This window comes from Streptomyces sp. NPDC055025 (genome assembly GCF_053608565.1).
In genome coordinates this window covers 32,509-53,176 of record NZ_JBSGVS010000009.1, presented here as the reverse complement: position 1 = coordinate 53,176, position 20,668 = coordinate 32,509, and the positions used below count along the sequence as shown (strand labels likewise).

General features: G+C 67.6%; 17 protein-coding genes. 11 read left to right on the top strand and 6 right to left on the bottom strand.

Features of this window, described 5'->3' with window-relative positions; all coding sequences use genetic code 11:
- Positions 1-15: 15 nt before the first annotated feature.
- Both ACWGDX_RS08220 and ACWGDX_RS08215 read left to right on the top strand, forming a co-directional pair.
- Positions 16-1,002 carry a zinc-dependent alcohol dehydrogenase family protein gene (locus tag ACWGDX_RS08220; protein WP_453623410.1) on the top strand — a complete coding sequence of 329 codons (987 nt, stop codon included), beginning with the start codon at positions 16-18 and terminating at the stop codon, positions 1,000-1,002.
- Positions 1,003-1,258: 256 nt separating this feature from the next.
- The gene (locus ACWGDX_RS08215) at positions 1,259-2,275 is read left to right on the top strand and encodes a methyltransferase (RefSeq protein ID WP_453623408.1); all 1,017 of its coding nucleotides are present in this window, start codon (positions 1,259-1,261) and stop codon (positions 2,273-2,275) included.
- A 144-nt stretch (positions 2,276-2,419) separates the two neighbouring features.
- Here the strand turns inward: ACWGDX_RS08215 and ACWGDX_RS08210 are convergent, their stop codons facing one another.
- Entirely contained in the window at positions 2,420-3,064 is a 645-nt protein-coding gene (locus ACWGDX_RS08210; protein WP_453623407.1) for an alpha-ketoglutarate-dependent dioxygenase AlkB, read from the bottom strand.
- 421 nt (positions 3,065-3,485) lie between these two features.
- Between ACWGDX_RS08210 and ACWGDX_RS08205 the strand changes: the two genes are divergently transcribed.
- The 4 genes from ACWGDX_RS08205 (at position 3,486) to ACWGDX_RS08190 (ending at position 7,734) form a co-directional block, all read left to right on the top strand.
- Positions 3,486-4,478, top strand: a complete 993-nt coding sequence (locus ACWGDX_RS08205; protein ID WP_453623405.1) for a GlxA family transcriptional regulator — start codon at positions 3,486-3,488, stop codon at positions 4,476-4,478.
- Between the two features lie 117 nt (positions 4,479-4,595).
- Positions 4,596-4,757 (top strand): hypothetical protein, encoded by a 162-nt coding sequence (locus ACWGDX_RS08200; protein ID WP_453623403.1) that lies wholly within the window; start codon positions 4,596-4,598, stop codon positions 4,755-4,757.
- 239 nt (positions 4,758-4,996) lie between these two features.
- Entirely contained in the window at positions 4,997-6,691 is a 1,695-nt protein-coding gene (locus tag ACWGDX_RS08195) for a CocE/NonD family hydrolase (RefSeq protein ID WP_453623401.1), read from the top strand.
- Positions 6,692-7,131: 440 nt separating this feature from the next.
- Complete coding sequence (locus ACWGDX_RS08190; protein ID WP_453623399.1) at positions 7,132-7,734, top strand: DUF6000 family protein; 603 nt, start codon at positions 7,132-7,134, stop codon at positions 7,732-7,734.
- A 62-nt stretch (positions 7,735-7,796) separates the two neighbouring features.
- Here ACWGDX_RS08190 and ACWGDX_RS08185 read toward each other — a convergent pair whose 3' ends face one another.
- The 4 genes from ACWGDX_RS08185 to ACWGDX_RS08170 form a co-directional block, all read right to left on the bottom strand.
- Positions 7,797-9,374 carry an ISL3 family transposase gene (locus ACWGDX_RS08185; protein WP_453623583.1) on the bottom strand — a complete coding sequence of 526 codons (1,578 nt, stop codon included), beginning with the start codon at positions 9,372-9,374 and terminating at the stop codon, positions 7,797-7,799.
- 259 nt (positions 9,375-9,633) lie between these two features.
- Positions 9,634-10,416, bottom strand: a complete 783-nt coding sequence (locus ACWGDX_RS08180) for a sulfite exporter TauE/SafE family protein (protein WP_453623397.1) — start codon at positions 10,414-10,416, stop codon at positions 9,634-9,636.
- A 180-nt stretch (positions 10,417-10,596) separates the two neighbouring features.
- Positions 10,597-11,079: a hypothetical protein gene (locus ACWGDX_RS08175; RefSeq protein ID WP_453623396.1), complete on the bottom strand. Its 483-nt coding sequence runs from the start codon at positions 11,077-11,079 to the stop codon at positions 10,597-10,599.
- A gap of 241 nt (positions 11,080-11,320) precedes the next feature.
- Positions 11,321-12,487: a thiolase family protein gene (locus tag ACWGDX_RS08170; protein WP_453623395.1), complete on the bottom strand. Its 1,167-nt coding sequence runs from the start codon at positions 12,485-12,487 to the stop codon at positions 11,321-11,323.
- 492 nt (positions 12,488-12,979) lie between these two features.
- Here ACWGDX_RS08170 and ACWGDX_RS08165 point away from each other — a divergent pair, with 492 nt between their 5' ends.
- The 3 genes from ACWGDX_RS08165 (at position 12,980) to ACWGDX_RS08155 (ending at position 16,557) form a co-directional block, all read left to right on the top strand.
- Positions 12,980-13,729 carry an SDR family oxidoreductase gene (locus ACWGDX_RS08165; RefSeq protein ID WP_453623394.1) on the top strand — a complete coding sequence of 250 codons (750 nt, stop codon included), beginning with the start codon at positions 12,980-12,982 and terminating at the stop codon, positions 13,727-13,729.
- A 68-nt stretch (positions 13,730-13,797) separates the two neighbouring features.
- Positions 13,798-14,949: a radical SAM protein gene (locus ACWGDX_RS08160; RefSeq protein ID WP_453623393.1), complete on the top strand. Its 1,152-nt coding sequence runs from the start codon at positions 13,798-13,800 to the stop codon at positions 14,947-14,949.
- Between the two features lie 117 nt (positions 14,950-15,066).
- Positions 15,067-16,557, top strand: coding sequence for a DNA-3-methyladenine glycosylase 2 family protein (locus ACWGDX_RS08155; RefSeq protein ID WP_453623581.1), 1,491 nt, complete (start codon positions 15,067-15,069; stop codon positions 16,555-16,557).
- A gap of 331 nt (positions 16,558-16,888) precedes the next feature.
- Here the strand turns inward: ACWGDX_RS08155 and ACWGDX_RS08150 are convergent, their stop codons facing one another.
- The gene (locus ACWGDX_RS08150) at positions 16,889-17,500 is read right to left on the bottom strand and encodes a TetR/AcrR family transcriptional regulator (RefSeq protein WP_453623392.1); all 612 of its coding nucleotides are present in this window, start codon (positions 17,498-17,500) and stop codon (positions 16,889-16,891) included.
- Positions 17,501-17,868: 368 nt separating this feature from the next.
- Here ACWGDX_RS08150 and ACWGDX_RS08145 point away from each other — a divergent pair, with 368 nt between their 5' ends.
- Positions 17,869-18,711, top strand: a complete 843-nt coding sequence (locus ACWGDX_RS08145) for an alpha/beta fold hydrolase (protein ID WP_453623579.1) — start codon at positions 17,869-17,871, stop codon at positions 18,709-18,711.
- A gap of 287 nt (positions 18,712-18,998) precedes the next feature.
- Positions 18,999-19,754, top strand: coding sequence for a 3-oxoacyl-ACP reductase family protein (locus ACWGDX_RS08140; protein ID WP_453623391.1), 756 nt, complete (start codon positions 18,999-19,001; stop codon positions 19,752-19,754).
- Positions 19,755-20,668 lie beyond the last annotated feature (914 nt).

The window sequence follows — 20,668 nt, the reverse complement described above, 5'->3', positions numbered from 1 at the left end:
AGCGAAAGAGTGTCCATGAAGGCTCTGCAACTCACCGGTTACGGCGATCCGTCCGCCGTGGTCCAGCTCGTCGACGTCCCTGATGTCGGCGCCCCCGCGCCCGACGAGGTCGTCATCGATGTCGAAGCGTCACCCGTCGAACCGACCGACCTCTACATCATCGCGGGCGGCTACGGCTACCTGCCGCCCCTTCCGCACCTCCTCGGCGCGCAGGGGGTCGGCCGGGTCTCGGCCGCCGGCCGGGACGTGAAGCACCTCAAGGTCGGCGACCGCACGCTGATCCCGCCGCTGAGCAACGCGTGGACGGAGCGCGTGAAGACCAACGCGCCCTGGCTGCGTCCGCTCCCGGACGGCGACGCCGACCAGTTCGCCATGCTCGGCATCAACCCGCCGACCGCGTACCTGCTCCTGACGGAGTTCGTGGATCTCGAGGCCGGTGACTGGGTGATCCAGAACGCGGCGAACTCCGGCGTCGGACGCGCCGTCGTGGCGATCGCCAGGGCCAAGGGCATTCGCACCGTCAACGTGGTGCGACGCCCCGAGCTCGTCGACGAACTGCGCGAGCTCGGTGGCGACGTCGTCCTGCTGGACGGCCCCGACCTCCCGCAGCGCATCGCCGAGGCCACCGGCAACGCCAAGATCGGCCTCGCGATCGACGGTGTCGGCGGCGCAGCGACCCAGCGGCTGCTCGACAGCATCGGCCTGTACGGGACGCTCATGGTCTACAGCGGCATGAGCGGTGAACCGTCCGCCGTGGCCGGGCCGCCGCTGGTATTCACCAGCCAGACGATCTGCGGGTTCTGGCTCGTGAACTGGTTCCAGGCCCAGACCGGCTTCGACAAGGTCACCGCCATCTACGAGGAACTGGCACCCCTGATGGCGTCGGGCGCCCTGGCCATCCCGGTCGAAGCGACGTTCGGGCTGGAGCAGTACGCCGATGCCCTTGCCCTCGCCGGCAAGTACCGCGGCAAGGTCATCTTCAGGCCCAACGGCCGGCCCTAGCGGCCCACGCAGTCTCCGACCCGGCATCCGACGGGCGCCCCGCCGAACGGGGTGCCCCCGAACGTCGCACGACGCGCCAACTGGCACGCCGCCGCACCGGGCCGGTCCCGGCGGCTCTGCACCCGGTGCAGGGCCGCCGGGCCCCGCGAGACGAAGCGTGCGCGGCGCCTACGGGCAAAACCTCCGCCAGGCAGGCGCGAGAGAAGGCTCACAAGACCCCCTTTTTTGATCACGAAGTCATTTCGGAGAATCCACCGTGACCGACACACGCACGTCACTTCCCCCGGCAGTGCAGATGCAGAACCTTCTCACCGGCTTTGAGGTCTCGCAGGCCCTGTACGTCATAGCCGAACTCGACGTGGCGACAGCTCTGCTCAACGGGCCCCGCAGCGTCGAGGACCTCGCCGGCCACGTGCGGGCGGACAGGGACGCGCTCGCCCGCATCATCCGGTTCCTCACACCCTTCGGGGTCTTCCGCAACACTCCCGAAGGCGTGGCAGTCACCGACCTCGGCCGGACCCTGGCGGACGGACCCGCAGATTCCGTCCGCGGGCTGGCGCGCTACTGGATGGAAACCCACTACGCCCCCTTCAGCGGCCTCCTCCACACCGCCCGCACCGGAGAGACCGGCGCGGTCGAGGTCCTCGGGAAGCCCCTCTTCGACTGGGTCTCCGAGTCCCCCCGCCTCACCGCGCTGCAGAACTCCGCGATGGCTGGCGGCGGCCGGGCCGTGCGAGGAAACCTCCTGGATGTCTACCAGATCCCCCAGGGGCAAACGATCGCCGACATCGGCGGCGCGGACGGCTCCCTCCTCAGCGAACTGCTCGCGAAAGATCCCAGCCGCCAGGGCATCGTCTTCGACCTCCCCGGCGTGGTGGCCAAAGCCGACGACCTCCTCGAGGCCGCGGGCCTGAGCGACCGCACGCAGGTCGTCGCCGGCGACTTCTTCCAGCAGGCCGTACCCGCCGCCGACGTCTACATCATGTCGGTCGTCCTGCACGACTGGGACACTCCCTCCGCGATCCGCATCCTGCGCAACATCGCGAAGGTCGCCGCGCCCGGAACGAAGCTCGTCCTGGTGGAGACCGTACTGCCGAACGACGACGGGCCCCACTACGCAAAGATGCTCGACCTCACGATGCTCGCCATGCTGGGCGGCCGTGAGCGTACCGAGGAGGAGTGGCACGCCCTGCTCGCCGAAAGCGGCTTCTGGCTCGACCAAATCGTTTCCGGCTCGGGAATCGTGTCGGCCATCGAAGCTACGGTCGCGTAATGGCGAGCGCTCGCGACAACGCCCGCTGAGAGTTGAGAAGGGCAGTCCGGCCGCCAGCCGCCCGGCAGCACGGCGCCGACGGCCCCCGCCACGGCCGCGGCCGCCGGGCGGCCGGCTCGACTTCGCCTCCCGCACGGCGTGCGTTCAGGCCGTCGGAACCGGGCCCGAGAAGTTCAGGCTGAGACGAGCACCGGCAGGCCGTTTCTGCTTGGGCACCATGTGCTGGTAGTCCTTCTGGCATCTGCCGCCCATGACAACCAGGTCACCGCCGTGCACGACGAGCGGCTTGCTCGCCCCTCCGCCGTCAGGACGGATGAGGAACCGGCGGGTAGCACCGAGACTCAGGACGGGAATGACCGCTTCGTCCAGCTTGTTGGCAGGCCGGTCGGCATGCCAGCCAGTGCCGTCGCTGTGGTTGCGGTACCAGTTCATCCACAACCGGGTGTACGGCCGTTCATAGTGCGCCGTCAGAGTCCCGGCCAGGTACCTCAGCACCGGATGCGGAGCATCAGCGATAACCGGGTACTCCGCCGTCAGCCGCGGCTCCTCCATCCTGCGGGTGTACATCCAGCGGGAGCGCTGCTCCCAATCGGTGCGCTGCATCAGCATGTTCATGAGCTGGTCGTCACCGGCGAGCCAGCCCTGGACGTAGTCGACCCACGAAGTGGAGTCCAGGTGGATGCGCACCGCCGTGGAGAATGCCTCGTCGACTGAGACCCTCAGGCCGCCAGTGCGCTCGAGGTCGGGTTCGTCGGCGCCTCCGGCCGAGAACAGGGTCTGGTCACTCATCACGCTGCTTCCTCTCTGCCGGTCCCGCCAGCCAGAAGCTGACGGGCCGCCGCTGGGCCACGAGCCCGCGCTGCCGACACCGGACGCCCGGCTGCCATGTGCCGGGAGAGCTGCGGATTCACGACGGGCGCTTACGCCGCCTCCGGCCGCCTCCTACTCGCGGTTCGCGCACCGATAGCCGAAACGGCCGACGGCACCAGTCCCAAAAATGCACAAAGAAAAGGCGATCCACCAGGTGATACACGGCCAGTATCCATCGAATTGCGGCCATGAGATGAGCACGCGGATTCAGGTAAGGCCTATTCCGGAGGCTTCCCCGGTCAGAGGAAAACGTCACCGCACGCATTCAACGGCACCGCCTCCGCTGCCAAAGGAGGTAGGTTCAGCCGTCAAGTCCGGAAAGTCGACTTACGGTCGCTGAGTGTGCCGCATTAACGACTACGCTGGTTCTGTGCCATCACCACATCGCATTGTCACTTTGATCCTCCCGACCGTGCTCATGCTCGACATGGCCGCACCCACACAGATCTTCGGGCAACTCGGGGGCGGCCGATACCGGTTCGAACTCGCAGGCCTTCGCAAAGGGCGCGTCATGACTTCGACGGGCGCGGAAATCATGACCGAACGGGGACTGGAAGCGCTCCAGGACGCTGACTCGATCGTGGTCCCGGGCCTCGACCGGTACTCCACGGCAAGTTACCCCGGAGTCACCGAAGCCCTCCTGCAAGCACATCACCGGGGTGCACGGATCATGTCCATCTGCACCGGTGCGTTCGTGCTCGCCGAAGCCGGACTGCTCGATGGCCGCCGCGTCACCACGCACTGGTCTGCGGCCGAAGAACTCGCCTCCCGGTATCCGAAGATCGACGTTGATCCCGCAGTCCTGTACGTCGACGAGGGAACGATCCTCACCAGCGCGGGCGTCGCCGCCGGCCTCGACCTGTGCCTCCACGTGGTTCGCATGGACCATGGCGCGGCAGCAGCCGCGGATGTGGCGCGTTGGACGGTGATCGCACCGTACCGCGAGGGGGGGCAGGCCCAGTACATTCCTCTGCCGGTCCAGGCAACCGAGGGCTCCTCGCCCGCGAGCGCGACACAGCCCGCGCGCGCCTGGGCCATGTCCCATCTTGACGAGGCGATCTCAGTGGAGGACATGGCCGAGCAGTCCCGCATGACTCGCCGGACTTTCGCCAGGCGCTTCAGGGACGAGATGGGGACAACCCCGGCCCAGTGGCTGCTGGAGCAGAGACTACGGGCGGCACAGTCGCTCCTGGAGACCACCGCCAGCCCTGTGGAAGAGGTCGCCCAGCGCACCGGATTCAGCAACTCCGCCGCGCTGCGCGCCCACTTCAGCAGGCGGCTCCACACGACCCCGACCGCCTACAGACGGACCTTCACCAGCCGGCTGAAGTAGCGGACCGAGCAGCTGTTCCAAGACCGGGAACGTGCTCGGGGGCTACGAGGGCGCGGACTCGGACGCCTCCCGGGACGACGCCTTGCCCGGCCGGGGCAGGCAGGCGGCAGGCACCGCTTGATCACTGATGCCACCGGCGCCCCGCTCGCCGTCACCCTGACCGGCGGCGGCCGCGACGGCGTCACCCAGGTCATCCCGCTGCCGCAGGCCGTGCCGCCCGTGCGGGGCGGACACGGGCAGCCTCGGCGCCGCCCGGCGCCGTGCTCGGCGACCGCGTGACACGTACCGCCGCCTCGTCCGGGACCTCGGCGTCAAGCCGGTCATCGCCCGCCGGGGCCGGGCGGCTGCGCGCGGCCGTACCCGATCAGGCTTTGGACTGTTGTCCGCCTGGTGGTTTGCACGGTGCCCTTCATCCGTTCGGGTGGCCGGCGTGGAACGCTTCCCCGGGGTGATCTTGGCGATGTGAGCATGTGTCCGACACTTCGTCGCCATCCCTTTCACAAAAGGCGGGTACAGCCATGTCCGTTGACGGAACCGCGGAGACGCCGTTCGAGCTCGGGGCCGAAGATCTCGCGAAGCTGGATGCGATCCGTGAGGCGCTGCTGGATCCGTCGCCGCGCCGGATCGGCCGTCTGGACCAGTGGGGTCTGGCCGACGAGTACGAGGTGTACGCGGAGACCGCCGGGTACTCGGAGGTCTCCCTCACGATGGCCGACGGGACGCTCCTGGACGCGTCGCTGAGCGTCCCGAAGAACCTCGCTCCCGGGCAGGTCTGCCCCGCGGTCGTCCTGCCCGCCCCGCTGATCAGCATCGGGCACCGTGCCTACCTCGGCATGATCTCCCGCTGGACGCTGGGCGGCTACGCCGTCCTGGCCTACAGCCAGCGCGGTCTCGCCAAGTCCACGGGCGAGATCCACGTTGCCGGTCCGCAGGACGTCGCCGACGCCACCGAGGTGATCGACTGGCTGATCCAGCAGGATGGGGTCGACGCGGACCGGATCGGCTTCTTCGGCGCCTCCTACGGTGCCGGTACGAGCCTGCTCGCGGCCGCGAAGGACCGGCGGATCAAGGCCGTCGCGGGCGCCAGCGCCTGGACCGACCTGTTCGCCTCCCTCTACGAGAACGGCACCCGCCACCTCGCGGCGTTCGAGGCGCTCGTGGGGCTCTTCGGCGAGGAGCGATGCTCGAAGGAGTTCCGCGAGATCATCCAGAAGATCCGCGCCAATACCATCGACGACGAGGTCAGGAGGTTCGCCGAAGCGCGGTCGCCCAAGAACGACCTCAGGGCGTTCAATGACGCCGCGACGCCCATCCTCCTGACCACCACCTGGCACGAGACCATTTTCTCGGTGCCCGCCGTCATCGACTTCCACAACCGTCTGACCGGACCCAAGGCGCTCCTCGTCCAGGTCGGCGACCACGGCAACGCCGAACTCCCGGGCCTGGCCGGCCTCCCCGCCAAGCCCACGGACATGGCCTACCGGTGGATGGACCACCACCTCGGCGGCAGCGCCGGCGACGGGGAGACTCCACGGTTCGACGTCCGCTCGGAGTACATGTTCAACCCCCTCTCCGACCTCCGCCACCCCTCCTGGGCCGACTACGCACTGCCGAAGAAGCGGTTCCACCTCGCCGACGCTGCCTCCGGGCAGAGCGACGGACAACTGGCCGAGGGCACCGCGGCGGCAGGCTGGACCCGTTCGCTGAAGGCCACCGGCACGGGCACCGACATCGTCGTCGCCCCGAAGCTCGTCCAGACCGGCCTGGCCGAACGCCTGGGCCTGCCCCACGTATACAAGACGACCGACATCGACCGCGGCCTCGCAGCGGTCTTCGCCACCACGCCGCTGGAACAGGCCGCCCGCGTACGGGGTGACCTGGAACTGCGGGTGACCGTGAAGCCGCAGCAGACGGACGCGACGATCGTCGCCTACCTGCTCGACCACAACCCGGCCACCGGCAGGGCGCACATCGTCACCCACGCCCCCTACACCTTCACCGCCGAACAGGCGGGCCAGGCCACCACCACGACCTTCCCCCTCCAGCCCGCCGACTACGTCCTGGCCAAGGGCCACCAGCTCCAGCTGGTCATCGACACCCACGACCCCCTCTTCACCGCGCCCAGCACCACCGCCCCGGTGTCCACCATCGACATCACCTCGCCCACGGGCGCCGAGTCCTACCTCGACGTCCCCCTCCACCCCGTCGACTGACTCCGCCCGCCGCACACCGGTGCGGCCTGCCCGGACACGAACGGGCCGGCCGCACCGCACCACCCCATACGGGGCGGCACGTGTCCGGCCGCCGGCGGCGGCAGCACACATCCGCCGGACCCGTCGTCGTACGCGTGAGTGCCCGATAGCCGGTGCCGCCGAAGCATCTACGGAGGTCAGAGTCACTCGTTGGTGGAACCGAGGCCCTGCACGGCCCCCACGCGTGAAGCCCTGGCGCTGCCGGGGGCAGCCTTCCTTCGCTGGCTGTGTGCATGAGAATTGGCTCTGGCTCATCTTCTGTGGAGCAGTAACGCTGCGTGCTGTCGAAACCCTACTCACCCGACCTGGGTCCCAGGTGGCGTCCCACCCGTCTCGGGGACACTGCAGACGTATTCCGCCCCACGCCCTCAGCTGCGTGCTCGTCGCGAGAGGATGGGGTGGTGATCCGCCACGACCCCGAGATACAGGCTCTGTACCGCCGCTATTGCCTCCCGGCGCGCCGCTACCTGAGGCTTGGCGGAGCGGTACTTCGCATGTCGCGCGAGGAATACGAGCCGTTCGTTCATGCTCTGGCCCGTGATGCGAGGGCTGTTACCAACGCCGAGCTCACCATTCTCTTCGAGGGCAGCTGGCGCGAGCGGCGCACCGCGGCATGGCTCGCCGCCGTCTCGCGCCGTGACCACTTCCGCGAGCGTCTGGGAGCACTGCTGCTGGAGAGCGAGGTCTGCTGCGCGGGTGGGGCCTACTGCCTGGCGTTGGCGAGTTTCGGCACCGCACGGGACGCCGACCTGCTCGGCGCTTACCTGGATCGCTACCTGCATCGGCCCGACCTCGCCTACGACCAGCCGACAGCTATGGGCGCCCTGGCGTACACCGACTCCGTCCTGCACAGCGACCGGGCCGGCCATTTCCTCCAGGAGGGCGGCCTGTGGCGGCAGTGGTTCCAGGACGCGCCCCACATGCACGGCGATGACGGCATCTCCACCTACCTGGGCGGCATCCGCCTCGGCTGCGCCGTCATCGACGAATGCGCCGACACCTGACCCCATCGGTCTTGTTCGCGTCGAAGACTCTGGCTCGTCGTCCTTGACGCGGCGCCCCTCCGTCATGCCAGTAGGACGCGCTTGCGCAGAAGTTGGAAGCCTGCCCGCCCGAACATCTGGCGCTTGAGCATCTTGATCCGGTTGACATGGCCTTCGACCGCACCTGAACTCCAGGACAGAGTGAGTCCGGCGGTGACGGCGTCGAGGTCGCGGTCGATGCCAGCGGCGAGGGTGTGGAGGCTGGGCAGGTCGTCCTGTCGGACGGCGTCGAGCCAGTCCGGGAGACGCTCGCCTTGGCGGTCGGTGAGCATGACCGCGAAGGACCGGACGTGTCGGGTGAGTGCGTCGAGTTCGGGGCACTGGGTACGGACGGTCTTGAGCTGGAGTTGTTCGGGCTCGGTGAGGGTTTCCGGGCGTCTGAGGATCCATCCGGAGACCGTTCGGGGCGACGGCGGCCGGGCGGTCACCGGTCGCGGTGAGGTGCGCTTCTTGTACAGGTAGGCGCGAACGCGCTGGTAGCTGCCCTTGTAGCCGAGCGTCACGATCTCCTCCCACAGCTTCCAGGCGTTGGTGAAGCCCTCGTTCCAGCGGTCGTCCAGGTAGGGCTTGTAGTCATCGAGTACCGAGGTCCGGTTCTGCCACTGGCCGGTGAACAGATCCTCCGGCTTCGCAGCATCGGCGAACCGTTTGACGGTGTGCCAGGCCATGCCGAGCTGCCGCTGGACCGAACGCAGGCTGTGTCCTGCCTCCAGGAGTGCGTGAACGGCGGCGTGCCGGGACCTGGTGCGGTCGGCGAACCGGTGCCCGGTCGGCCATGGCGAACCGGACGGTTCTTCTTCCGGGGCGGGCTCAGGCTCGGGTTCGGGGGTGGCCAGGACAAGGGCTCGCAGGCAGCGGCGGTGCTGGGCGACGGTCCGTTCTGCGGCCTCGCTCAGGTTGTGCCAGAGGTGCCACCGGTCCGCGACCTGGACGGCCTGCGGGGCGCCGGCGGAGGCGCCTTCGGCGAAGAACGGCGCACGGTCGCGGCAGACGACCTCAGTGCCCGGCCGTTCGGCGAGCCAGGCTGCCAGGCTGGACGCCTCCCGGTCCGGCAGCAGATCGACGGGGCGGCGGGTCTCGATGTCGACGAGGACGGTGCCGTAGCGGCGGCCCTTGCGGGTGGCGTACTCGTCGACGCCGACCACCCGCGGCGCGGCGACATCGGGATCGGGCAGCGCATCGACCAGCCGGAGCACCGTGCTGCGGCTGACGGACACCCCGAGAACGCGGGCGATGCGGGCCCCGGCCCGGCCCGCGAGGGCCAGACCGACCGCAGCCAGGGTGGAGCGCAACTGCTCGGTCCGCTGACCGTGCCGACGTGTCAAGCCGGGTATCTGCTCGACGAAGGTACGGCGTGCGCAGCCAGAGTTCCCGCAGGTGAACCGACGGACCCTCAGCTGGAGAACAACGCTTCGGCCACCGCTCGGCACATCAGCGGGAAACCGCAGGTAGGAACCATGAACCCGGTTCGACCAGACTCCGCAGACCGGGCACAGGGCACCGTTCGCGATGCATTGCGCGTCAACGCGCACTATCTCGATGTTCACGTCCACCGACAGCACCGCGACGTCCGCGATCGACGGGAACAACAACTCCTTCAGCCAGCGCGTGACCTCTTCCACGGCCTCGAACTGTCGGCCCAACTGTCTTGTCCACGGACCAGTTTCGGGCGACATCGCGCACGGCTCGAAGGTGTCCGGATGTCACTCAAAGTGGCCACGTCACAGAAGTTGAGCCAGAGCCAGAATTGACAGCAGTTGTTCACCATCTCGGGAGGCGTGGGAAGGAGACCGCCAGGCCGGAATGTTCACGAGTTTCCGACAGCACCCAAGTTCTGTGCGGCAACCGTACGCGGCGCGGTCAGTGAAGGATCTGGACTGCGTAGAGCGCGCCGACGCTGGTGGCGAGGGCGCCGAGGAGAAGCCGCAGCGCGGTCTCGGGCAGGTGCGGCTGGAGGTGTGCGCCGAGGTATCCGCCAACCAGGCCACCGGCTCCGCAGGACAGGCCCAACGTCCAGTCGGGGGCGACGTCGCCCGTGGCGACCAGAGAGAGCAGCGCATAGGTGGCCGCGCCGACGATGGAGGTCACGAACGTGGAGGCCAGGGCCGCGGGTGCGACGGTGGCGACGGGGGTGCCGCGGCCGACGAGGATCGGGCCCAGCAGGGAGCCGCCCCCGATTCCGTAGATTCCGCCGGCGACCCCGACGGCCAAGGCCAGCAACGTCGTTGCCCGAGGCGAAGGCTGGTCGCGGGTGCTCGGGAGTGCCGGGCGTACGGTCCGCAGCCACAGCCACAGTCCGAGCGGTAGCAGCAGCGCGGCGACCAGGAGGCGGAAGACGCGCGGGCCGGGAACGGCGAAAACGCGGATCACGGCGCCGATGACGACGCCGGGGACGGTGCCCGCGACGAGCAGGCGGGTCAGCGGCCCGCCCAGTCGCCCGGCCCGCCAGTGGCGCAGCAGGGCACCGGGGCCGGCCACGACGTTGTAGAGCAGGTTCGTGGGTGTCACGGCCGGACTCGGCACACCCAGCACGCTGACCTGAACGGGCAGCAGGAAGACCGCTCCGGAGACGCCCGCAGGCGCGGTGGTGACCGATATCAGGAGTCCGGCGGCGAACCCGAGCAACCCCGTCGACCAGTCCACGACAATCCCCTCAACACCCACCGACCGGCACCCGAAACAGGCTCCGGATCAGGTGCCTCCCGTTCTCGTGAACATCGACCCCGCCCCAATCCAACCGCCTTCCGGGACGGTTGTCCCGTCCCACTCAACCGAGTCGTTTCTCTACGAACCGAAGTCGTTCGGGTTTCTGTCCCAGCGAACCTAGGTCCTGTCTCCTTGGTCATCTGCGGGCCGGAGGACTTGTACATGGTCCGCCGTGGTTCCGTCAGGCTTCCGTCCGAAGGCAGCCACAAGAACGGAGGAGAGGTCGGCCTCGGGGACGGCAGCGCGCACCTCCTCCAGAACGTGAGGAAAGTCGTCATCAACGGCGCCCATGTACTCCTGGCGCAACCGGTAAATGACCTCGACGAGTTCGGGCCGCAGCTGCATCCAGGCGCGGGACGTGCGGATCTCCTCCTCGACCTGGTCCATGAACCAGCGCATGACCTCGTACGGGACGTCCAGGTGACGCCCGTGAGGGTTGAAACACACCGTCGGCTCCCGTGACGGGTCCTCGTCGGGGACGATCGCGGTCACAAGGTTTCGTTGCTCGGCAACGAGGTCCAGTTCCAAGTACCAGGCGTCATCGGGTACGGAATACACCGTGGTGATCGTGTAACCCCCGTTGGGGTGCGGGACGGGCATGGCCGAATGCTGTCACGCCCCTCTGGCGGCAGACCGGCCCCATACGTCGACGGCAGATACAAAACCTGCGGTCTGTCTCGACGACCGAGTACACCCGTCTCACCCAATTCAGTCCACACAGATCAGCCGCATGCGGACGACTAACTTCGTTGAGATCGGACAACGGTGAGCAACTGCTGTCCAAACTCGTGGACAAAGCCACTTCGCGGAAGTCTGCGTCCGGGGGCTGTCCGGCGTCGGGTCAGACGCGTTCGATGATCATCGCGTTGGCCTGGCCTCCGGCCTCGCACATGAGCTGCAGACCGTAGCGCCCCTCGACCTGTTCCAGGTTGTTGAGCAGAGTCGTGGTCAGCCGTGCTCCGGAGGCGCCGAGGGGGTGTCCGATCGCTGTGGCCCCGCCGTTGATGTTCACCTTCGACAGGTCAACGCCGAACTCCTGCTGCCAGGCGAGGACGACGGATGCGAATGCCTCGTTGACCTCGAACACGTCGATGTCGTCCAGACTCAGGCCGGAACGGGCGAGGACCGCCCTGGTGGCCGGGATGATGCCGGTCAGCATGTAGACCGGGTCGTCGCCGGCGACAGCGAGCGCGTGGATCCGCGCCCGGGGGGTGAGCCCGTTGCGTCTGGCCGCCTCTTCGCCGGCCACGAGGACCGCGGCGGACCCGTCGTTGACGGGTGAGCTGTTTCCCGCCGTGATCCGCCAGTCGAGACCGGGAAACCGCTGCTCCCACAGTTCGTTCCGGAAGGCCGCGCGGAGTGCGGCGAGTGTTTCGGCCGTGGTGCCGGGCCGGATGCTCTCGTCGGTGCGGAGATCGTTGACGTAGGTCACCTGAGAGTCGAACAGGCCGCTCTTCCATGCGCGTGCGGCGCGTTCGTGCGATTCGGCGGCGAACTCGTCGAGCCGGGCACGTGAGAGGTTCCACTTGACCGCGATCAGCTCGGCGCTGACACCCTGGGGTATCAGCGACGGTGCGTACCGGGCGTTCACGCTCGGGCCCGCGAAGTCGCGGCCCTGGAACTGGCTTCCGATCGGGACGTGCGACATCGACTCGATACCCGAGGCAATGGCGATGTCGTACGAACCGCTCATCACCCCTTGCGCCGCGAAGTGCAGGGCCTGCTGGCTGGATCCGCACTGGCGGTCGACCGTGACGGCCGGAACTGACTCGGGAAAGCCGGCCGCCAGGGCTGCCCAGCGGGCAGTGTTGCCCGACTGCTCCCCGATCTGGCCGACGGCGCCGCTGATCACGTCGTCGATGATGTGAGGGGCGATGCCGGTTCGACGGACCAGCGCCCGGAGTGCGTGCGCGTGGAGTTCGACCGGATGGATGTCCGCGTAGGCGCCTCCAGGCTTCCCCCTGCCAACAGGTGTCCTAACCGCGTCGACAATGACCGCACTTGCCATTTTTCGCTCCTCTTCGGTAGCAGTTCGCGGAGGACCGCGCCCTGGCGGTGAAGGTGCGTGCCCCGGTCCGCTGCGCGCTCCGTGCCCTGTGCGAGCGGCACGCGCCCCGCGGCCCGGACGCCCGCGGCCAGGAGCTGTCTGCGGCCGCAGGGCCGGAAGAGCTTCCGCCACGCGGCCGCGGCAGCCCGCCCTCGTCTGGTTGCGAGGCTAATTTGACACATGTAACCTGTCAATACCAAGATTACCGGTTACGAGCGGTGAGGGGTGGGAGCCCGTGGCCGGGCAGCGAGGACTCCGCATGCGGTGGCCGCGCACGGTCGGGCACAACAGGGCGGACCCCGTCTCCCTGGAACCGGGCCGGCCGCACACGAGCGGCGAGGGGTGCCCGCCCCAGGCGCGGCGCGGGCTGTTGCGGGCCGAGGGAGCGAGCGCTCCTTCCCGGGTCCGCGCCTCGCACCGCTCTCTGTTCGCATTCAATTTCTTGGAGGAACCGTGACCGGCTCAAACCCCGCATCGCCTTTCCAGGAGCTCATCGGCCAGACCGTCGTCGTTCTCGGAGGCAGCAGCGGGATCGGCCTCGAGGCGGCCCGCAGGGCCCGGGCCGCCGGCGCCGGTATCGTGCTCGCGGCCCGCAACGCGGAGCGGCTTTCGGCAGCCGCGGCCCATGTGGGCGCACAGTACGCCGCCGCCCTCGACGTCGCCGACCATGTGGCGCTCGGGCAGTTCTTCGCCGACCTGCCCGGTCCGGTCGACCATGTCCTGCTCACGGCCGGGAAGCCGGAGTACGGGCCCGTGATGGAGCGCAGCCGCGAAGACCTCCAATCCGCGATCAGCAAGCACTCACTGGTGATCACCGACGTGGCCCGCAGCGCCCGGGGAAAGATCAGGGCGGGCGGCACACTGACGGCACTGGGCGGGACAGGCGCCCGCAGGATCAGCTCCGGCGCCGGTGTCCTGTCGGTGATCGGCGGCGCCCTGAGCGCCCTGACCGCAGTCCTGGCCGTCGAACTGGCCCCCGTACGCGTGAACTTGATCGCGGCGGGCTTCGTCGACACGCCGCTGTCAGCGGCACTGCTCAAGGACCAGCTCGGCACTCGCCGGGCCGATCTGCGCGAGCGGCTCCCGATCCACCGGGTCGTCACAGCGGCCGACGTCGCCTCGCTCGCGGTCCACATCATGGCCAACACGGCGATCACCGGAGCCGTCTACGACATCGACGGAGGAGAGCAGCTGATCCCCTGACCCCGCCCGCACGGACCGCAGAAAGCACACGTACGGGCAGTACGCCCGGGAAAGAACGAAGAGAAGTCATGAATGAGGCGGGCCGACACCTCCCCCACACCCGGACCAGCCCGCAGGACGGCGGGCCGCCTGTACCAGGCGAGCGTGCCGGGCAGACACGGAGCGTCGGACAGCAGGCCGCGACCCGCTGGGACTCACAGAGACTCGACGTCACCGACCACAGCGCCCTGCCCGGACTGGCGCGCCTGTCGAACCTCGTGCGCAGTGTCAAGACGCCCGAATTCCAGGGCGTCACCTTCCACGAAGTCCTCGCCAAGAGCGCCCTGAACCACGTTCCCGCCACGGCGCGCATGCTTCCGGGAGAGTGGACGATCAACCCCTACCGCGGCTGCACCCACGCCTGCCAGTACTGCTTCGCGCGCAACACCCACACACGGCTCGAGCTGAACATCGGCGAAGACTTCGACCGCGAGATCATCGTCAAGACGAACATCGCCGAGGTTCTGCGCGAGGAGCTCAGACGGAAGAGAAAGCTGCCACCCCGGGTCGCGTTCGGCACCAACACCGACGTGTACCAGAGGGCCGAGGGCCGCTACCAGCTGATGCCGGGCATCATCGACGCACTCGCGGCGGCGAAAGTGCCGTTCTCCATCCTCACGAAGGGAACGCTGATACGCCGCGACCTCGGCCGGCTCGTCCGCGCCAGCCAGAGCGTCAACGTCAACCTCGGCCTGTCCATCTCCATCCTGGACGAGCAGCTCCAGCAGTCGGTCGAACCAGGCACGGCCACCACCGCCGCGCGGCTGGCCACCGTCACCGCGATCCGTGAAGCAGGCCTGGACTGCACCGTGTTCATGTCCCCGATCCTGCCGCTGATGACGGACTCACCCGCACAGCTGCACGAACTGGTGCGCGCTGTCACCCAGGCCGGCGCGACCAGCGTCCTCTACACGCCCCTGTACCTTGCCACCGGCGTGAAAGACGTGTTCCTGTCCTGGCTGCGCGAAAGCCGGCCGGATCTCGCGGCCCGGTACGTCCAGGCCTACTCGAACGGGTCCGAGACCTCACAGCAGTACCGCGACTGGCTGGGCAGCCGGATCCTGCCGATCATCGCCGAGCACGGCCTCCCCGCCCCCGACGAAACAATCGAAGACAAATTCGCCCTCAACGGGCAGACAACCCTGACCCCGCCGGCAACCGATCAGCCCGCGCTGTTCTGACACGCCTCACGCTGCTGAGGCCCGCTGTTCCCCTGTGGACGGGAAGTGCCGTTGATGTCGAATTCTCGCCAGCGGTACGCGTGCCCCGGCCAGACACTTGCCAGCATGCGGAACGGAATGCATGCCGACACCGAGCACTGCCTGCGAGCTGTGCAGTCGAAGGACGCGCGCTTCGACGGGTGGTTCTTCACCGCCGTCAGCAGCACGGGGATCTACTGCCGGCCCAGCTGCCCCGTGGTCCCGCCGAAACCTGAGAACATGACCTTCCACCCAAGCGCGGCAGCCTGCCAGCAAGCCGGCTACCGCGCGTGCAAGAGATGCCGCCCGGACGCCACCCCGGGCTCCCCCGAGTGGAACCAGCGGGAGGACCTCGTCGCGAGAGCGATGCGGCTGATCAGCGACGGCATCGTCGACCGGGAAGGCGTGCCCGGCCTCGCCTCCCGCCTCGGCTACAGCACCCGGCAGATCGAACGGCTCCTGCTCGCCGAACTGGGGGCGGGTCCCCTCTCCCTCGCCCGTGCACAACGAGCCCAGACAGCCCGGCTGCTCATCGAAACAACAGCGCTGCCCCTGGGGGAGATCGCTTTCGCCGCCGGCTTCTCCTCGATCCGCACCTTCAACGACACCGTGCAGGAGGTCTTCGCCTCGACACCGAGCGAACTGCGGGGCCGGCTGTCCAAGGCACAGGCGAAGCGTGCCGCAGAAGTGACACACACACCAGGATCCCTCAGTCTCAGGCTGCCATTCCGCGCTCCGCTGAACCCGGACAGCCTCTTCGGACACCTCGTCGAGACAGGCGTGCCCGGAGTGGAGGAGTGGCGTGACGGCGCCTACCGAAGGACACTGCGGCTGCCCTACGGGCATGGCATCGCCGCTCTGAAACCGATGCCGGACCACATCGCATGCCGGCTCACCCTCACCGATCTGCGTGATCTTCCCGTTGCGATCAGCCGCTGCCGGCGCCTGCTCGACCTGGACGCCGACCCCGCCGCCATCGACGACCACCTGCGCAAAGAAGACCCGCTCCGCCCCCTGGTCGACAAGGCACCCGGCAGACGGATACCGCGCACGGTCGACGAAGCCGAGTTCGCGGTACGCGCGGTACTGGGGCAGCAGGTGTCCACCGCGGCCGCACGTACACACGCCGCCCGCCTGGTCGCCGCCCACGGCGACGCCATCGACGACCCGGAAGGCGGCCTCACCCGCCTCTTCCCGACCGCCGGCGCGCTCAGCGACGTCGATCCCGAATCCCTCGCCATGCCCAGAACCCGCCGTACGACTCTCACCACCCTCGTCGCCGAAATCGTCGAGGGACGCCTCCAGCTGGGCGTGGAGTGTGACTGGGCACAGGCCCGGGCCACACTGCTCGCACTGCCAGGGTTCGGACCGTGGACCGTCGACATGATCGCGATGAGGGCACTCGGTGATCCCGACGCGTTCCCTGTGACGGATCTCGGCGTCAAACGCGCCGCCAAGGAGATAGGCCTGCCGTTCACCCCAGGAGCCCTTACCAGGCGAGCCGAAGCCTGGCGCCCGTGGAGGGCATACGCCGTTCAGTACCTGTGGGCCGTGGACGACACCCACCCGATCAACCGCCTCCCGGCATGAGCGCAACAGCGCTCACCCCGCTGAGGCAGCACCGAGCCGGGCCCAGCGCAGCCAGGATCCGGACGACGCCGAGGGATACCTGAGCCGACCCCCCGCTGCGCCGCGCGGGCCGCCGGCGTGACCGCCCGCCTGCACCCACGGCGGCCGCCACGAGACAGGTGCCGCCCGCCGAACCTGGTGAACCGGCCCCGCCGACACGTACCAGCCGCCCCCGCGCTCCCTGCAGGCATCGACCGATGACGTCGCGAATACAGGAAATCCAGCGAAACCACGCCGCACCCACACCAGGGCCAACTGCCGTGAAGCACCACCGGACATGACGGATCTTCACCTACCTGGAGACGCTGTACTCCCGTGAACTGCCCGCCGCTATCGAGTTGAGCGCAGTATCTACGGCAGGAATGAGCCGCCGAGGGTCAGGATCCCCCTTGACGAGCAGCTGCAACCCTTCAAGCAGCATCGTCAGCATGGCGGCGGCCGCGGGAAGGTCCACATCAGCACGCACTTCACCGTTAAGCGCGGCCGCCTCCAGACCCTGCAGGAATCCACCTTCGATAACGGAGAAAACATCGTGGACAGCCGCAGCGACCTGAACGTCCCCCGGCAGCAACTCCCCCGCCGCGTTGGCAACCAGGCATCCGCGGCGGCACTCTTCGGCAGCCAGCTCGATCCAGCCCACCAGAACAGTCCGGACACGGGGAAGGACAGGCCCGCCCGCCAACAGCAGCGACGGAAGCGTGTGCGCCTTACTGTCACGGTAGTGAGCAAGAGCCTTAAGGAACAGCCCATGCTTGTCACCGAACGTCCGGTACAGGGTCCCCGGATGAATATCCAGTTCGTCGGTGAGATCGGAGATGGACGTCGCCGCATAGCCGCGAGTCCAGAACAGCTCCATGGCGCGGTCGAGGATGTCCTGCTCGTCGAAGGTACGCGGTCGTCCCATGCCTCATAGCGTACCGGCCGTTCAACAACACGATCCCTAAACACCCGCACCCGCGTGCGCCTGCACCCGACAGGCCCGCCACCAGCCGGAGGGCCGTCCACGACAGCCGCCGGCGCCACTGCGGCCTCCCGCCCAGCGGCCCCTCATCGGCCCATGCCCCACCGCTCGCCTCCGGCACGAAACAGCGGACACCCCTCCCCCGCGGGCCCCCCGGAGACCGGCCCCTGCCGGTGCCGACAGCCGACCAGACCCGATAGTTGAGCGATCATTCTCATACTGGTACTGTCGCTTTGGCAGTGATCACTCACATTGAAAGTGGGCACGTCGGCGATGTCGCTGCCGTGCTCTTGTCACGTTTGAGGGTAATAATGCTTGAAGAATTTGTGGACGCATACGCCGAGGTCGACGGAATCCGGATCCACTATGTGGCTGGAGGCCAAGGTGAGCCTCTCGTCCTGCTTCCCGGGTGGCCAAGGACGTGGTATCAGTTCCACAAGATGATGCCGACCCTGGCACAATCTTATCGCGTGATCGCAGTAGACCTGCGAGGCATGGGCGATTCCGACAAGCCGGCGTCCGGGTACGACAAAAAGACCATGGCGCACGATATATACAGCCTGATCAAGGACCTCGGGTACACCTCGGTGAATATTGCGGGCGAAGATATTGGATCCATGGTCGCCTACAGCTTCGCAGCGAACCATCCCGAAGCGACGCGGAAGGTCGCGCTGTGGGAAGTAGGCCACCCCGGCGAGCCCTTCAACGACCTTCGCGTGCTTCCCCAGCCCGGCCGGCCGACTGCGCCTTGGTGGTTTGCGTTCAACCAGCTCCGGCTGCTTCCTGAGCAACTTCTTCAAGGCCGCTTCAGGTTCCTTGTCGACTGGCTCATCGATTACCAGGCAAAAAACCCTGACGCCTTCAGCGAGAAGGACCGCGCCCTCTACGCCGAAGCGTACGACACTCCTGATGCCATTCGGGCGGCGAACGCCTGGTACCAGACTTTCGGGCAAGACATCGAAGACGGCAAGACGTACCCGGTACTCACCATGCCCCTGCTCGGCCTCGGGGGTATTTACTACCCGTTCGTGCCGGCCCTCCTGGAGGGGAAAGCTGCCGACGCGCACTTCGTTGAATTCGAAGGCGCAGGCCACTATCTCGCCGAGGAACGCCCCGATGACCTTGCCCGAGAGCTGACGTCCTTCTTCGGATAGCATCCGACTGCCGGAGAATGATGCGTCATCAGACCTCCAGCACATAAGGCAAGAGCGTTTAAGCCTGCCGATTATGCCAGTCGCACCGCAAGCTCGGCGCTTGCACTCCGTTGCAGTATGCGGGCAAATGACAGGCGGCGAAGTCGGGGCCTTTTTGTGCCATACGAGTTCGGCGGCTCCACGAGGGTGCGCTCTTTTACCCGCCGGTAACAGCCTGGACATGCGGTGACTTTGCGTCACCCAGATGGTAAGCTGCGCAGTTTTCGCAACCTAGGAAGGGGACTCAAATGAGGTCACAGATAGAAGCTCCTTTGGAAGGCAGAGTCGCGTTTGTCACCGGAGGCTCCAGGGGAATCGGAGCCGCAGTCGTCCGGCGCCTTGCCCAGGATGGCGCGCGCGTCGCGTTCACTTACGTCAAGGAGAAGACCGCTGCCGAGGCCCTTGTCGAGGACATTACCGCGTCCGGAGGGTCGGCTCTGGCCATTCAGGCCGACAGTGCAGACGTGTCATCAGTACAGGCAGCGGTCAGGGCGGCAGCTTCAGAACTGGGCGGCCTCCACATTCTGGTCAATAATGCCGGAGTGGCAGTGGTCGGGGAGGTGGAGACCTTCCCGCTCGACGACTTCGACAGAATGGTAGCTGTCAATGTAAGGGGAGTGTTCGCCGCGGTCCAGGCTGCTGTTCCCCTGCTGAGTGAAGGCGGGCGCATTATCACCGTAGGGAGCATCAACGCGGAACGTGTACCGGTCGCGGGAATCTCCGTCTACGCGATGACCAAAGCCGCCGTCGCCGGGCTGAGCCGCGGGCTCGCCCGCGAATTGTCCGGCCGCGGCATCACCGTAAACACCGTACAGGCCGGCCCGACCGACACCGACATGAATCCCGACGGGACAGAGTTCGCCAGCTTTTCAAAGAGCTTGATGGCCAATCCGTCGTATGGCAAGCCGCACGACATTGCCAGTGTAATCGCATATCTCGCAGGTCCAGAATCCGGATTTGTGACCGGCGCCCTATGGAATGTCGACGGAGGCTACACCGTCTGAACCAGCACGCCGGGAGCGAATTCCGGCCCCCACTCTGGATAGGGCGCACACATTAAGCAGATCCGCAAGGACAGCGGTGGGCTCGGCTCATCGCGCGGCAGCCGGCCACCGGACCCCGGCCGACGCCTGGCGGGAAGCACACCCCGCACCACCTGACCAGTGCCGTCACCGTCTTCGCCGCCGACGGCATCGGAGACTGAACGACGGCTCCGACGTACGGACGTATCCCCGCACCCGGCGGAGGCCGCCACTGGCGGATCCCTCTCACGTCAATGTCCGGAAAATGAAATGGGACAAGGAAGATGCGGGGCCGGGTGGTTCACCGCCGCTCCCCCGCGCCCGGATCAATCGGCACTCCAAGATCCTCAAGCACTGAGGGACCGCCGGATCTACGGCGTCAACGCGAGAGCCGCCCGCACCTCGTGCTCCGACAAGCCGCTGTCCGCGGACTGAGGCTCGGCAGCAATCACGACGACGGCAGTACCGCATTCAGCTTCCCTGCGAGGCTGAGAGGTCCGCAGGCTGCCCAACGTGCCGGAACTCAACCCCGACCGGTCCACCGACGACGGCACAATCACGAACATCGATAGCGGCAGGCAGGAAAGGGAACGCACCGCCTGCCGCCGCCCGAACGCAACGTCCGCGCTCCGTCTGGTGCATCCAATGCGAACGGAACGCGTCTGCCCACGTTTCTGCTGCTGAGCATCGAGCACCACCTCCGCCCTGGAAGGGGCAGCCGAGCTACCGCACACTGCTGCAGCCAACTCGGGGGAATGCGCTCAGCAAAGCCTTGCCGGCTCCAGAATTGATAAAAGTCCACAGACCAGGACAGTCGGCCACTGTGGCTGCCACGGCCGGTGAGAGCATGCCCGAGTGTGCTTTTAACCAATGCCGTCGTGGCCTCAATTCGACGA

Coding starts and splice junctions, on each gene's coding strand:
- ACWGDX_RS08220 (WP_453623410.1), top strand. CDS start 16: ATGAAGGCTCTGCAACTCACCGGTTACGGCGATCCGTCCGCCGTGGTC.
- ACWGDX_RS08210 (WP_453623407.1), bottom strand. CDS start 3,064: ATGAGTGACCAGACCCTGTTCTCGGCCGGAGGCGCCGACGAACCCGAC.
- ACWGDX_RS08195 (WP_453623401.1), top strand. CDS start 4,997: ATGTCCGTTGACGGAACCGCGGAGACGCCGTTCGAGCTCGGGGCCGAA.
- ACWGDX_RS08175 (WP_453623396.1), bottom strand. CDS start 11,079: ATGCCCGTCCCGCACCCCAACGGGGGTTACACGATCACCACGGTGTAT.
- ACWGDX_RS08170 (WP_453623395.1), bottom strand. CDS start 12,487: ATGGCAAGTGCGGTCATTGTCGACGCGGTTAGGACACCTGTTGGCAGG.
- ACWGDX_RS08160 (WP_453623393.1), top strand. CDS start 13,798: ATGAATGAGGCGGGCCGACACCTCCCCCACACCCGGACCAGCCCGCAG.
- ACWGDX_RS08155 (WP_453623581.1), top strand. CDS start 15,067: ATGCATGCCGACACCGAGCACTGCCTGCGAGCTGTGCAGTCGAAGGAC.
- ACWGDX_RS08150 (WP_453623392.1), bottom strand. CDS start 17,500: ATGGGACGACCGCGTACCTTCGACGAGCAGGACATCCTCGACCGCGCC.
- ACWGDX_RS08145 (WP_453623579.1), top strand. CDS start 17,869: ATGCTTGAAGAATTTGTGGACGCATACGCCGAGGTCGACGGAATCCGG.
- ACWGDX_RS08140 (WP_453623391.1), top strand. CDS start 18,999: ATGAGGTCACAGATAGAAGCTCCTTTGGAAGGCAGAGTCGCGTTTGTC.